The organism is Lentzea waywayandensis, assembly GCF_900115955.1.
GTDB lineage: Bacteria > Actinomycetota > Actinomycetes > Mycobacteriales > Pseudonocardiaceae > Lentzea > Lentzea waywayandensis.
Genome location: NZ_FOYL01000014.1, coordinates 207,511 through 221,133, shown reverse-complemented (window position 1 = coordinate 221,133; position 13,623 = coordinate 207,511). Strand labels below are relative to the sequence as shown.

Sequence of the window (13,623 nt, the reverse complement as noted above, 5' to 3'; positions counted from 1 at the left end):
GCCGCGATGTGTGGGAAACAACCCGGAGTTGAGCAACCACGCATTGTGAAGCAGAGATCCACTCTCTAGGGTGACCGAGTGCGTGCGTTCACAAGGGGACTACTCGGCATTGCCGGGTTCCTCGCGCTCTGGGAGCTCTTAGGACGCTCTCCCCTTCTACCTGCGGACGCGCTTCCGCCACCGTCCCTCGTGTTCGGTGAGCTCGTCACGCAGTTGACCTCTCCTGCCTTCATCAGTCATGTCGTGGCAACGGTCCTGGCGGTGCTGATCGCCATCGCCATCGCGATCGCCATCGCGGTGCCGAGTGGACTGGTGCTCGGCAGCGTCCCCGCCGTGCGTCAGGCGACTCGTGCGGTCATCGAGTTCCTGCGCCCGATCCCTTCTGTGGCACTGATTCCGCTCGCTCTGGTGATGCTGGGGTTCGGCCCGGAAACGAAGATCACGCTCGCGGTCTACGCGGCGCTGTGGCCGATCCTGTTCAACACCATTTACGCGCTCGACGAACTGGACCCGTTGCTTGTTGAGACATCACGGGTTTTCGGCACCGGACGCGTGGGCGTGCTGTTCCGCGTGGCGTTGCCGAGCGCGCTGCCGTTCGTCCTCACCGGAATCAGGCTCGCGGCCACGACGGCGCTGATCGTGATGGTGAGCGTCGAGCTCATGGCAGGCAGCCAGATCGGGCTCGGCTACTTCATCATGGAGGCCCGCAGCGGGCCTGGCCGGATGGACCAGGTGCTGGTCGGCACCGTGGTCGCGGGCGCGATCGGCGTCCTGCTGAACAACGGTCTTGAGCGCGTCCGCCGGCGTTGGGTGGCCTGGTGAACAAGTTCCTTCAACGGTGGACCGTGTTCGCCGGTCTTGTCGTCGTGTGGCAGTTGCTCGGCATGTTCGCCGAGGACCCGTTCTTCCCTCCGCCGTCCGACATCGTGACGGCGGCCTGGGAGTGGTGGGTCCTGGAGCCGCGGAACGTCACCGAGCACATCTTGCCGTCGATCGGCAGGCTGCTGTCGGGCTGGGCGATCGCCTCGGTGATCGGTGTGGCGCTGGGCCTGCTGCTCGGCCGCTCGGACCGGGCGATGGAGTACGCGGGACCGCTGCTGGTGTTCCTGCGCTCGATCCCGCCGCCCGCGCTGGTGCCGGTGTTCCTGTTGCTGTTCAAGACGGGCACGCCGATGCAGCTCGCGACGATCATCTTCGGCGTGATCTGGCCGGTTCTGCTCAACAGCGTGGACGGCGCCCGTTCCGTCGACGTGACCAAAGTGGACACTTCCGCGGTCTTCCAGATCCCGCGCTACCAGTGGGTTCTGGGCGTCGTTCTGCCCGCGGCCTCCCCGAAGATCTTCGCGGGGTTGCGCGTGTCCCTGTCCCTGTCCCTGGTGCTGATGGTCATCTCCGAGCTCGTGGGTACGGACAACGGCATCGGCTCACAACTCATTCAGGCACAGCGCGAGTTCGACTACACGCGCATGTGGGCGGGCATCGTCCTGTTGGGCGTGCTCGGCTACGGACTCAACACCGTGCTTCTGGCGGTGGAACGCAGGGCTTTGGCGTGGCAACCGAGGAGCAGGGATGAGCAACATGCTTGAGGTGGCCGACCTAGGCCACACCTACGGCGACTACGAGGCCATCGGCGGTCTCACCTTCACCGTCCGCGCCGGCGAGCTGGTGTGCGTGGTCGGACCATCCGGGTGCGGCAAGTCCACACTGCTGCGCACCATCTCAGGACTCATCGCGCCCTCCCGCGGTGACGTGTCCCTGAACGGTTCCCACCTCGCGGTGGTGTTCCAGGACTACTCGCGCTCCCTGTTCCCGTGGCTTTCGGTGCAGGGCAACGTCGAGTTCCCGCTGCGGTCCCTGCCGCGCGCCGAGCGGCGCGCCCGCGCCGCCGAAGCCCTGGAGTGGGTGGGTCTCGGCGCGGCGGCGAAGAAGCGGCCGTGGCAGCTTTCCGGTGGTATGCAACAACGTGTGGCTATCGCGCGCGCTCTGGCGTACCGGCCGGCGCTGTTGTTGATGGACGAGCCGTTCGCCTCGGTGGACGCGCAGACCCGGTTCGAGCTGGAGGACCTGTTGCTTCGCGTGCGCCGTGAGCACGACACGACCGTTCTCGTTGTCACGCATGACATCGACGAGTCGGTGTACCTGGGCGACCGCATCCTGGTGCTGTCCGGTTCACCCGCGAAGCTGGTGGCCGACCTGGAGGTGCCGTTGCCCGCCGAGCGCGACCAGGTGACGACGCGCACCGACGAGGCCTTCGTGGCGTTGCGCTCCAAGGTGGCGCGGCTGCTGAACGTCGGTGGCAAGCCCACGATGGACGTCGACAAGTGGGCTGCGGCGGAACGGGAATCGCTGAGCGAGACCGTCTCGTCCTGACAGTCGTTCAAGACAGATCCTGACAGTCGTTCAAGACAGCAGAGCCCCCGGACCACGCGGTCCGGGGGCTCTGCTGCGTTGTGGCGCGGTTGGCCTCACGAGGAGGGTGTATGGGCCAGGCGCACCGGAGAGAGCGTGCAAGCACCTTGTGGGGGCACTACAAGGCATGAGCCCCGGGTTGGCGCCCCGGCGCTCGCTTGGGCAACGCCCTGCCTGTGCTGGTTACTCGTTCAGAACACAGTGCTCAGAAGTGGATGTCGAGGTCGGCGCCGTTGCCGATGCCGCCGTCGAGCAGGTCGATGTCGCCCACCTTGACGTCACCGACGACCTGGCCGAGGTCGTTGTGCACGTCGCCGACCTGAGCGACGTCCTGCACCACGTTGCCGGTGACGTTGTCGGTCACGTCCAGGACGTCCTTGACGTCGACGTCCACCGAGCCGGCGACGTCCTTGACCAGCACGTCGGAGTCCACGACGTCCTTCACGAGCACGTCGGCGTCGAGGTCCTTGACGACCACGTCGGTCACGCCGTGCACGTCGGCGACGTCGGTCACCGTGCTGACGACGGAGTTGTCGTAGGCGATGCCGGTGACGTCCGAGACGACCTCGTTGGCGTTCACCGCGTCGAGGGTGCCGGTCACGTCGCCGAGGCCGTCGAAGTCCTTGACGAGCGCGGTGATCGCGGAGGGGGCGGCGACGTCGGCGATGCCCGTGACGCCCTCGAGGTTGCCGGTGATCAGCTTGAGGCTGTCGACGGCGGTCAGGTCGCCCGCCTCGACCAGGACCTTGTCGATGGCGTCGATCTTCACGACGGACGCGCTGTCGAGCACCAGCGGGAGGATCTCGTGGACGTCGACCGGCGAGATGTCGCCCAGACCCGCGGCCTCGAGAGTGCCTTCCGGGTCGAGCTGGAACGCCTCACGGGCGTCCAGGTCGCCGAGGAGGGTGAGGGTGAAGTCGTGCAGCGTGGTCTGGGTGGCCATGAAACTCGAGCTCCCTGTGGGTGGATCGGGGGATGTCGTGTTGAACCGTATGGATGAACGACATCCCCCAGCATCGGGAGTTGGCCCCAGATTGTGACGTGCTGAGATCCCTAGGGGGAGGGTGTCACCCGTTAGGGGGCCGGGGATTTCACCCTTGAGGGTCGACTTTTCGCCATCAGGGTCCGACGTAGTTCTCCGCGAACGTGGCGCGGTAAGCGGGGGACTCGGCCAGGTGCTCCAGCCGTGCCTGGGCCAACCGTCCGAAGAACGGGGAGCTGACGTCGGTGTGGATCATGTTGACCATCCACTGTGAAAATTCCTGCGCCCGCCAGACGCGGCGCAGGCAGTCCTCCGAGTAGGTCTTGAGACCGGTCTCGGATCCGGTGGCGTAGAAGTCGATAAGCGCACGTCCGAGCGTTGCGGCGTCGTTCATGGCGAGGTTCATGCCCTTGGCGCCGACCGGGGTGATGATGTGTGCTGCGTCACCCAGCAGGAAGAGCCTGCCGTAGGACATCGGCTCGACCACGTGGCTGCGCATGTCGAGAACGCGCTTCTCGATGATCTTTCCCTCGGTCAGTCCCCACGACGAGTCGTGCAGCGCGAAACGTTTGTGCAACGCTTCCCAGACCTGTTCGTCGGACCAATCGGAGGCCTTTGTTCCGACCGGCACCTGCAAGTAGAAGCGGGATATCGACGGCGACCGCAACATATGTCCCGCGAATCCATCTTCGTGCAGCGCGTAAATGATGGCTTTAGTCGACGGAGGGGCCTCCGCGAGAATGGCCAGCCACTCCACACCGTGCTGATGCGTGAATTCCGTCAGCACGCCTTCAGGAATGGACGGCCGGCTCACGCCATGAAATCCGTCACAGCCTGCCACAAAATCGCTGGTGATGGTCTCGCGGGCCCCGTCTTCGCTGGTGAAGGCCACTGAGGGGGACGAGGACGTCAGGTCGTGCAACTCCACGTCGCTGACCGAGAACCGGATGTCCCCACCCGTGTCCAGAAATCCCCCGATGAGGTCCTTGACGACTTCCTGCTGGGGGTAGACGTAGTGTTCGCGGCCGCCGTAGAGGTCGCTGTAGGAGACCTGGAACGCCTGGCCGCTCACGCGGAATTCACACGTACCGTGACGGTCTGCTTCCATCAGCAAACGATCTGCCAGTCCGAGTGACTCCAACATGGTTACAGAGCGGTGCTCCAAGACTCCCGCGCGTGCTCGGGTTTCCACATGGGTTCGACTAGCTTTTTCGAGCACAACGCAGTCGATACCTGACTGCTGGATCAGGTTTGCCAAGGTCAGACCGGCCGGCCCTGCGCCGACAACGGTCACGGAGCGCTTCAACTGGGGTTCTCCTAGCCCTAGACCTGCTGTGCTTAGATGCTCACCGCAGGTAGTTGACTGGAACCTGCTCGTGTCGGTCAACTGGGGTCTTTTGGAGCAGCGTCATTACTCTGAGTGGTTGACCGTCGCGATCCTTCCCCGCAACGACGACACCGCTCCGACAGGAGAGTGCTCCCGATGACTCGAAGAGTCCGCCGTATGGCCATCCGTGGCATCGCCCTTGCCACGCTGCTCGCCACCGTGGCGAGCTGTGGTGCGCTCGGCGGCACAGAGCAGGCACCCCAGACTGGCCAGAACACCGGTGGTCCGGTCGAGAAGGCCAAGATCACTCTGGGGGTCCTTCCCATCCTCGACGTGGCGTCCGTCCACGTCGCGATCAAGAGGGGTTACTTCGCGGCCGAGGGGCTCGAGGTCAACCTCAAGGTCATCGAGGGTGGGGCCAAGGCAATCCCCGGCTTGATCAACAAGGAACTGGACTTCACCTTCGGCAACTGGGTCTCGTTCTTCGCCGCCCAGTCGAAGGACGCCGCGAAGGCGGTCGACGGAATCAAGCTCATCTCCGACGGCTACCAGGCAAAACCCGACATGTTCCTGATCTTGGCCGGTGGTGACTCCGCTATCAAGGGTCCCGCTGACCTCGCGGGCAAGACCATCGCGATCAACACGTTCAAGAACATCGCGGAGCTGACCGCGAAGGCGACTCTCGAGGCCGCGAACGTGGACGTGAGCACGGTCAAGTTCAAGGAGATGCCGTTCCCGGACATGCAGGCCGCGGTCCAGAACAAGGCCGTTGACGCCGCCTTCATGGTCGAGCCGTTCATCACCCGCGCCCAGCGTGCCGCCGGTCAGATCAAGGTGCTGGACGCCGCGACCGGCCCGACGGACAACATCCCGATCGCCGGCTACGCCACCAGTGGCGAGTTCGCCAAGAACAACCCCAAGACCGTCGCGGCGTTCCAGCGAGCGATGGCCAAGGGGCAGGCCGACGCCACCGACCGTCCCACGGTCGAGCCGCTGCTGGTCGAGTACGCCAAGGTCGACAAGGAAACCGCTGGTCTCGTCCACTTCGGTGCCTTCCCGACCACGCTCGACGCGACGCGACTGCAGCGGGTCGTTCAGCTGATGCAGCGGTACCAGATGCTGGACAAGGAGCTCGACGTCAAGCCGATGCTCATCCAGCCCTCCGGTAGTTGACGAACAGCGCGGGTGGCTGTGATCAGGCCGTGATCACGGTCACCCGCGCGAACGTTTCCACCAGATGAATTATCGCTTAGGGGCCGTTTAGTCGCCCAGTTCAAGTTGTTGATTCTCGAACCAGCTGTTTTGTCGTCCGAACGGCGGTATGAGAACAGCGCGTTTTACTCCAAGATCCACCAGGTTTGCAGCTATTAAACGGGGCGGGGAGTGTTGACGGTGCGCGGTCGTGAGGACCAGCGAGGCATCGACCGGTTCCGCCTACGCAACTGGCGGTTGCGGAGCAAGCTCGCGGTGGTGTTGCTAGTTCCAGCCCTGACTACCGCGACTCTCGCGGGTCTGAGGCTGAACACCCAGCTCGACGACGTCGAACTCTTCGGCAGCGTCCAGCGCGAGCTCGCCGTGAGCCACCAGGCCGCGAAGGTGGAAAACGCTCTACAGGTCGAACGTGACTGGGCAGTGCAGTGTGTGGCCGCAGGCAGGCAGAACGCGTGTCCCGAACACGCCGCCCGCACGGGTCTCACCGACACTGAACTGGGCAAGTACAGGGATTCGGGCGCGACGGCCACGGCCTTGAGCGCGCCCCTGCAGGAGTCGTTCACGAAGTCGCTCCAGTCCCTCGACGGACTGGCGAGCCTGCGCGTGACGTTGCTGAGCACGAAGTACCCCGACGTCGCCGTGATCAGTGCGTACAACCAGATCATCGCGGCGCTCGGCACGGTGCACCGTGCCGCGGTGTCGAGCCTCAGCGAGCCGGAGATCGTTCCTCTGGTCACCGCAGCGCAGGCGCTCTACACCGCGCAGGAACAGCTCGGTCAGCAGAACTCGATCCTGACGTCCACCGCGCTGCGCAAGGGTTTCGCGCCCGGCGCCGCGGACGAGCTGCGTGCCGCGCAGTCCCGGCTGGACGCGGCGTTCAACGAGTTCAACGACGTGGCGTCGTCGGGCAACCAGCAGAAGTTCCAGGACGTCGTGTCCGGTGCGGCCGTGGACGGTCGCAACCGGCTGGTGCGGCTCGCGCTCGCGCAGGACGCCGAGCGCAAGCCGGTGACCATCACGGACGCCGAGGTGCTCAAGATCGGTCAGGACACCTCGAACCTGGTTCGCGAGGTCGCGACCGAACTGGAGAGTCAGGCCGACGCGACGACCACGCGCCTTGCCGACGTGGCACGGGGTTCCGCGTGGCGTGACGCCGGACTGGTCGCCATCTCGCTGCTGGTCGCGTTCGGTCTGATGGCGATGGTCGCGCAGTCGATGCTGCGGCCGCTGCGGGTGCTGCGTCGCAGCGCGCTGGATGTGGCACGCAACCAGCTGCCCGACGCGATTCGCCGAATTCGTTCGCACCGCGACCCCGAACGGGCCGCGGAGGAGGCGATCGTCCCGGTGCCGCTCAACACGACCGAAGAGGTCGGTCAGGTCGCCAGGGCGTTCGACCTCGTGCAGCGCGAAGCCGTCCGCCTCGCCGTCGAGCAGGTGGCACTGCGCGCGAACGTCAACGACATGTTCATCAACCTGTCGCGGCGCTCGCAGGCGTTGGTGGAACGGCAGATCAGCGTGATCGACAGGCTCGAGCAGGACGAGCAGGACCCGGACCACCTGGCGTCGCTGTTCGAGCTCGACCACCTCGCGACGCAGATGCGCCGCAACAGCGAGAACCTGCTGGTGCTCTCCGGCACGACGGTCAACCGCCGCGTCACCCGCCCGGTCGCGATCGCCGAGGTGCTCGGCGCCGCGGTGTCCGAGGTGGAGAAGTACGCGCGCGTCCAGATCGCGCCGACGCCGGAGCTCATGGTGCAGGGCCGCGTGGTCAACGACCTCGCGCACCTCGTGGCGGAGCTGCTCGACAACGCGACGGCGTTCTCCAAGCCGACCACCAAGGTCACGGTGCGGACGATAGAGACTCGCAAGGGCGAGGTCGCGATCCGCATCCACGACCGCGGCGTCGGCATGCAGGAGAACGACGTCGTCGAGTTCAACGCGAAGCTCGCCGAGCCGCCGGAGGTCGACGTCTCGGTGGCCCGCGAGATGGGCCTGTACGTGGTCGGCCAGCTCGCGAAGCGCCACGAGATCCGCGTGACGCTCGCGAACAACGACGACATAGAGGGCGGTGTCACCGCCCAGGTGATCCTGCCGATCTCGTTGCTGCACAAGGGAGCCGCGCCCGCGTTGCCCCTGCCGGCCGCGCCGCTGGCCGCCATCGAGTCCACCGGCACCGGCGAAGGCCTGTCCGGTGTGCCGAAGTGGACGCCGGAGCACCCGGTCGTCGTGCCGGCGCCCGCCACCGAGGACGAGAACTCCGGCCGGCACCGCATCGAGCAGACGTCGGCGGACGGCCTGTTCACCGCGCGGATCGAGGCGGACGAAGAGGCCGCCGAGGCCGGGTACTCCTACGAGCCGCCGGTCGAACGCCCGGCAGAGCCCGCCACGGAGATCTTCCCGGCGATCGTCGACGACGATCAGTTGATCTCGCACGACGACCTGTCGAGGTGGTTCCAGACCCCCTCGGCGCCCGAACCCTCTACAAAGGACGTTCCGTCAGCGGAGCCGGAACGCGCCGAGCACGACCGAGCAGCGCACGACGAAGCGGAGCACGACGCGGAGCTCGCCACCGTGAACGGCCTGCCCAAGCGGCAGCGTTCGGCGGCGGACACCGTGAAGATCGAGGCACCGACGGCGGTGCCGCGCGCGGTCGCCGACTACGCCGACTCCGACTGGGGCGCGGCGGACGAGGGCTGGAAGGCAGCGGGCGCGCTCGGCAACGGTGGTACGGCGCAGACGACGGAGAACGGTCTGCCCAAGCGCGTCCCGAAGGCGCGCCTGGTCCCCGGTTCGCTGCCGAAGCCGTCGTCACCGGCACCTCAGCTGACGACCGCCGTCGCCATCTCCGGCCGGTCCGCGGACCGGTTGCGTCAGCGGTTCGCCACGTACCAGAAGGGTGTCCAGATGGGCCGTGAGTCGCTCTTCGACTCGGCCGTCGGAGGCATCCCCGTGATCGCAGAAAGGGAACGCCAGTGACCACCGCGACTGAGGAACTGGACAACTTCAGCTGGCTGGTCGAGGACTTCGTCAGCAGGGTGGCCGGTGTCGCGCACGCGATCGTCGTCTCCGCCGACGGCCTGTTGCTCGCTTCGTCCGACCGTCTGCCGCACGACCGCGCGGAGCAGCTCGCCGCCGTCTCGTCCGGACTGGTCTCGCTGAACCTCGGCGCGGCGCGCTGTTTCGAGGCCGGTGAGGTCAAACAGACCGTCGTCGAGATGGAACGGGGCTATCTTTTCCTGATGTCCATCAGCGACGGGTCCTGCCTCGCCGTACTCGCCGCACCCAACTGCGACATCGGCCTCATCGGTTACGCGATGACCAGGCTGGTGGAACGGGTCGGTCTCCAGCTGACGCCGGAGATTCGCGCCCAGCTGCACGTTTCCATGAGAGCCTGAGTAGAGAGAAGTTCCCATGAGCAACGGTGCTCCGGGTCGTCCGGGGTCACCTGGGGCCGGCCTGACGGCGATGTCGGCGAAGATCGTCGTCGCGGGCGGGTTCGGCGTCGGCAAGACGACGTTCGTCGGGTCGGTCTCCGAGATCACCCCGCTGACGACCGAGGCCGTGATGACCCAGGCATCGGTAGGGGTCGACGACCTGTCGATGGTGCCCGACAAGGTGACCACCACGGTGGCCATGGACTTCGGCCGGGTGTCGCTGGACAAGGACCTGATCCTGTACCTGTTCGGCACGCCCGGTCAGCACCGGTTCTGGTTCATGTGGGACGACCTGGTCCGCGGTGCCATCGGTGCCGTGGTCATGGTCGACACCCGCAGGATCGACGAGGCGTTCGCGCCCATCGACTTCTTCGAGGACCGCGATCTGCCGTATGTGATCGCGGTGAACTGCTTCGACGGTCTGATGCACCACCGTGCTGAGGAGATCCGGGACGCGCTGACGATTCCGTCGTCGGTGCCGATAATTCCGTGCGACGCACGCAACCGGCAGTCCACGAAGCAGATCCTGATCGCGCTGGTGGAGCACGCGCTGCGCCAGCCGTCGTTCGCCTAGACCCGCTTCCCGCGGAAACGGGGCCGGTGCCGTGTGCACCGGCCCCGTTCGCGTTTGCGCGGAAACCACGCCCTACCACGGGATCGCGGAGCGCGGCGCGGCCGAGGACGGTGAGGATCGGGGATTCGAGCGCGGACAACGCCAGTTCTGCGCCGTATCGCCCTGATCGCCGTTCGGCCTTCTGGTCCATCAGAGCCAGAAGCGTGTGAACAGTTATTCGCCCGTTCGGCGGCGGCCGGTCCGGTGCGCGAGTTCGCGCGAAGTCCGGTAGTAGGGCGTGTTTCCCCTTGCTGTGCGGTAGTTTCGCGATTCGGGTCGTCCGATCACCTACGAACGCTCTTGACCGTGCCAGCGTTGGTTCACACTTGACTCTTCTTGTGCCCCAACGGCGCAGCGATACAGTCGGGGTGCAATTACCCTGCATTGCGAGGAGATTCCTGTGTCCCTGCGCAAAACAATTGCTGTGGTCGCCAGTGCTGCCGCCCTCTCGGTCGGTCTCATCGGCACCGCGGAAGCCGCGCCCCGCACGCTGACCTACAACTCGTCCGGCGCCGCTGAGTTCGTGGCGGCCGTCGACGCGGGCGCGAACGTGTGGAACACGCAGCTCCCGAACACCATCAAGCTGGTGAAGGTCCCTGGGAGCGCGAACATCACGATCGTCGCGGACAACGGCTGGCCCCGTGCCCAGACGACGAGCCTCGGCCGCGGCAAGATCTGGATGGGCCGCCAGGCGGTCACCGAAGGCCACGACAAGATCCGGATCGCCGCGCACGAGCTCGGCCACATCCTGGGTCTGCCGGACCGCCGGACGGGTCTGTGCACCGACCTGATGTCCGGCGCCAGCGCCGGCACGTCGTGCAAGAACCCCAACCCGAACGCCGCGGAGAAGGCCCAGGTCGTGCGCAACTTCGGCGGGACCGTGACGGTCCAGCCCACGACGTTCGAGGACGCTGCCTAAACGCACGTGGGTGGTTGTGGTCTCCCTGACGGCCACAACCACCTACAGCGAGACCACGAGATCCACGCCCAACGCCTGAAGCTCGTCCGGGTCGCCCGGCCCGCCGATCACGTGCACGCCGGCCGACCGCAGCAGCGGGACCATGAGCGCGAGCCCTTGCCGCGCAAGACGTTCCGAGGGCGGCTTGGCCAGCCGGACACCCCAGACCGGACTGCGGTCCACAGTGGACAGACCGGCGAACCCGCCGCCGAACTCGTGCAGCAGCACGTGCACGCCCATGTCGTGCAGCACTTCGAGGTTCTCCTCGCCGTCCGGCATCGACCGGACGTCCAGCGCCAGGAACAGCGACGACGCCGGGAACGAGTTGGCCCGCAACGTGGACCGCACGTGCGCCGCGAGGTCAGGGTCCCGCGACTGGTCCCTGGACAACCGGATCAGCACCGGCTCGCCGCGCGAACACGCGTCCTGCAACACCATCCGCGCGAGCCGGGAGGCCAGGCCGAGAGCGTCCGCGTGGGCGACGACGTCGTCGTGCCGGGTGGCACCCCACCGCAGCGATGCCTCCACGAAGGCGAGCGGTCCCGAGACCCACGACACCGGCGCGTACCGCACGGAGATCTCGCCGTTCTCGAAGGCACCGGGCATCGCCGCGATCCGCGCGAACCGGGTGCGGTCGGCGACGTCGGCCTCGTGGTCGTAGATCGCCCACTGCCTCTTGCCGCCGGCTTCCGCTCTTCGCAACGTCGAATGCGCGCGCCGCAGCACCGCCGTGGGATCCACGCCGGGGCCCGCGGTGTGCACGAAACCGATCGACGTCGACACCGCGACGCCGGCGCCCTCCAGGTACACGGGCTCGGACAGCTCCTCGTCGATCGTCGCCGCCAGCGCCGCGACGTCGGGGGAGCCCTGGATCAGCACCACGAACTCGTCGCCGCCGACCCGCGCCACCACCGCCTCCGGCAGCACCACCCGCAACCGCCGCGCCACCTCGACCAGCACCGCGTCGCCCGCCACGTACCCCAGGCCGTCGTTGACGATCGTCAGGCTGTCGACGTCCAAATAGCCCAGCGTGTGCGGCTCGCCGGTCGCGAGAGCGGACTCCAGCTTGTCGGTGAACGACGCCCGGTTCGGCAGTCCGGTCAGCAGGTCCGTCAACGACTGGTGCCGCAGCCATTCCTGGAGCATCCGCTGCTCGGTGACGTCCTCGATCAACGCCACGTGGAACTTCGGCAGCCCGTCCGACCCGCGCAGCACGGACAGCACGACGTTCGCCCACACCGTGTCGCCGTTGCCCTGGGCGAGCTCCCACTCGCGCCGGTCGGTGTCCACAGAGGACGCGATCATGCGCCGGCAGGCCGCGGCCAGCGCGCTCGCGTCCGGTTCGGCGAACAGTTCCTTGGGCATCTCCTCGTGCCCGAGGATGGAGGCCAGCGCCTCGTTCGCCTCCACGACCGCGCCGTCCAGGTCGAAGATCGCGATGCCCACCGCCGTGGTCGCGAAGACCTGGGCGAACCGGGCCTCGCTGTCGTGCAGGTCGCGCTGCGCGTCCTCGACGGCTTTCAACAGCGCGTTCTTGACCTTCTCCTGCTCGGCGAACAACTGGTCGCGCGTCGCCCGCACATATCCCGCCGCCAGTGCGCCGAGCACCTCGGGAGGAAACTCCGGCCCGAGCACCTCCAGCGTGCGGCGCAACGAGTCCGGCCCGGTGAAACGCTTGCGCACCAGCCATTCGCCGATGGCCACCGCCGCCCGCCCAGCACGCAGCCGGGCGGCGTGTTCCTCGAGGTGCTGCGTCAGCTTTCGCCGTGACATCGGCGAATACGCGCTCTCGATCAGAACAGCCGCCCAGCGCTCTGCGACGGACGCGGCGCTCATCAGGGCTTGCGACCCACCGCGGCGTAGAGGTTGGCCCTGGTCGGATCGTCGCCGACGTCCTCGGGCGTCTCCGGCCGCCACTGCGGCGTGAACACGACGCCGGGCTCCACGATCTCGGTGCCCGCCAGCATGTCCGTCACCTGGGCGCGGGTGCGCGGGGTGATCGGCTCCGCGGTCTTCGCGAAGATCTCCTTACCGGCCGCCATGGCCGCCGGCATGCTGTCCGCGGTGAAGTGCGACAGCGCCAGGTACGAACCGGACGAGAGCGAGTCCACGTAGCGGGACAGCACGCCCCAGGGGTCGTCCGAGTCGGGGATGAACTGGAGGACACCCACGACCAGCAGGCCGATCGGCTGGGAGAAGTCCAGGTGCTGCTGAGCCTGCGCCACGACCTTCTCCGGCTCGCGCAGGTCGGCCAGCAGCGCGGTGACGTCCTGCTCGCCCTCCAGCATCAGTTCGGCGTGCGTGATCGCGACCGGTTCGAAGTCGACGTACACGACCTTCGAGTCGGGGGCGACCTCGTGCGCCACCTCGTGCACGTTGCCCACGGTCGGGATGCCCGAGCCGAGGTCGAGGAACTGCCGGACGCCGCGCTCGGCCAGTTCCAGCACGACCCGGCGCAGATAGGCGCGGTTGCGCCGCGCCATGTCCCGCACCGGGAGGACCTTGATCAGCGCTTCCGCCGTCCTGCGGTCCGCCTCGAAGTTGTGTCCGCCGCCGAGCAGGTAGTCGTAGATCCGGGCGGAACTCGGAACCTCGACGTTGACGCCTTCCGGGACCCAGTTGACTCGATCGACCACAGCCACACCTCTCGCGATGCGAATTCTGAGCGTCGATAACCCTACTGGCCGC

Annotated in this window: 12 protein-coding genes; 8 read left to right on the top strand and 4 right to left on the bottom strand. The window is 67.0% G+C overall.

Features of this window, described 5'->3' with window-relative positions; genetic code table 11:
- Positions 1–78 precede the first annotated feature (78 nt).
- Genes BM417_RS38900 through BM417_RS38890 form a run of 3 tightly spaced genes read left to right on the top strand, consistent with a single transcriptional unit; the run spans position 79 to position 2,370 of the window.
- Positions 79–822 carry an ABC transporter permease gene (locus tag BM417_RS38900; protein WP_093604864.1) on the top strand — a complete coding sequence of 248 codons (744 nt, stop codon included), beginning with the start codon at positions 79–81 and terminating at the stop codon, positions 820–822.
- A complete protein-coding gene (locus tag BM417_RS38895) occupies positions 819–1,586 on the top strand; it encodes an ABC transporter permease (protein ID WP_245822573.1) in 768 nt (255 codons plus the stop codon). Before BM417_RS38900 ends, BM417_RS38895 begins: the two co-directional genes overlap by 4 nt.
- Positions 1,570–2,370 carry an ABC transporter ATP-binding protein gene (locus tag BM417_RS38890; RefSeq protein ID WP_093604862.1) on the top strand — a complete coding sequence of 267 codons (801 nt, stop codon included), beginning with the start codon at positions 1,570–1,572 and terminating at the stop codon, positions 2,368–2,370. Before BM417_RS38895 ends, BM417_RS38890 begins: the two co-directional genes overlap by 17 nt.
- A 244-nt stretch (positions 2,371–2,614) precedes the next feature.
- On the opposite strand, the gene BM417_RS38885 is transcribed toward BM417_RS38890, so the two are convergent.
- Both BM417_RS38885 and BM417_RS38880 read right to left on the bottom strand, forming a co-directional pair.
- Positions 2,615–3,352, bottom strand: a complete 738-nt coding sequence (locus tag BM417_RS38885; RefSeq protein WP_093604860.1) for an IniB N-terminal domain-containing protein — start codon at positions 3,350–3,352, stop codon at positions 2,615–2,617.
- A 175-nt stretch (positions 3,353–3,527) separates the two neighbouring features.
- Entirely contained in the window at positions 3,528–4,697 is a 1,170-nt protein-coding gene (locus BM417_RS38880; protein WP_093604858.1) for a 4-hydroxybenzoate 3-monooxygenase, read from the bottom strand.
- Positions 4,698–4,895: 198 nt separating this feature from the next.
- On the opposite strand from BM417_RS38880, the gene BM417_RS38875 reads away from it, so the two are divergent.
- The 5 genes from BM417_RS38875 to BM417_RS38855 all read left to right on the top strand — a co-directional run bounded on the left by BM417_RS38875 (position 4,896) and on the right by BM417_RS38855 (position 10,896).
- Complete coding sequence (locus BM417_RS38875; protein WP_245822572.1) at positions 4,896–5,891, top strand: ABC transporter substrate-binding protein; 996 nt, start codon at positions 4,896–4,898, stop codon at positions 5,889–5,891.
- A gap of 219 nt (positions 5,892–6,110) precedes the next feature.
- The gene (locus BM417_RS38870) at positions 6,111–8,906 is read left to right on the top strand and encodes a sensor histidine kinase (RefSeq protein ID WP_245822571.1); all 2,796 of its coding nucleotides are present in this window, start codon (positions 6,111–6,113) and stop codon (positions 8,904–8,906) included.
- Positions 8,903–9,325: a roadblock/LC7 domain-containing protein gene (locus BM417_RS38865; RefSeq protein ID WP_030468876.1), complete on the top strand. Its 423-nt coding sequence runs from the start codon at positions 8,903–8,905 to the stop codon at positions 9,323–9,325. Before BM417_RS38870 ends, BM417_RS38865 begins: the two co-directional genes overlap by 4 nt.
- 16 nt (positions 9,326–9,341) lie before the next feature.
- Entirely contained in the window at positions 9,342–9,938 is a 597-nt protein-coding gene (locus tag BM417_RS38860) for a GTP-binding protein (RefSeq protein WP_093604854.1), read from the top strand.
- 439 nt (positions 9,939–10,377) lie between these two features.
- On the top strand, positions 10,378–10,896 hold the full coding sequence (locus BM417_RS38855; protein WP_218164703.1) for a snapalysin family zinc-dependent metalloprotease: 519 nt from the start codon (positions 10,378–10,380) through the stop codon (positions 10,894–10,896).
- Positions 10,897–10,938: 42 nt separating this feature from the next.
- On the opposite strand, the gene BM417_RS38850 is transcribed toward BM417_RS38855, so the two are convergent.
- Both BM417_RS38850 and BM417_RS38845 read right to left on the bottom strand, forming a co-directional pair.
- Entirely contained in the window at positions 10,939–12,771 is a 1,833-nt protein-coding gene (locus tag BM417_RS38850; protein WP_093604850.1) for a diguanylate cyclase domain-containing protein, read from the bottom strand.
- A complete protein-coding gene (locus BM417_RS38845; RefSeq protein WP_093604848.1) occupies positions 12,771–13,571 on the bottom strand; it encodes an SAM-dependent methyltransferase in 801 nt (266 codons plus the stop codon). Before BM417_RS38845 ends, BM417_RS38850 begins: the two co-directional genes overlap by 1 nt.
- Positions 13,572–13,623 lie beyond the last annotated feature (52 nt).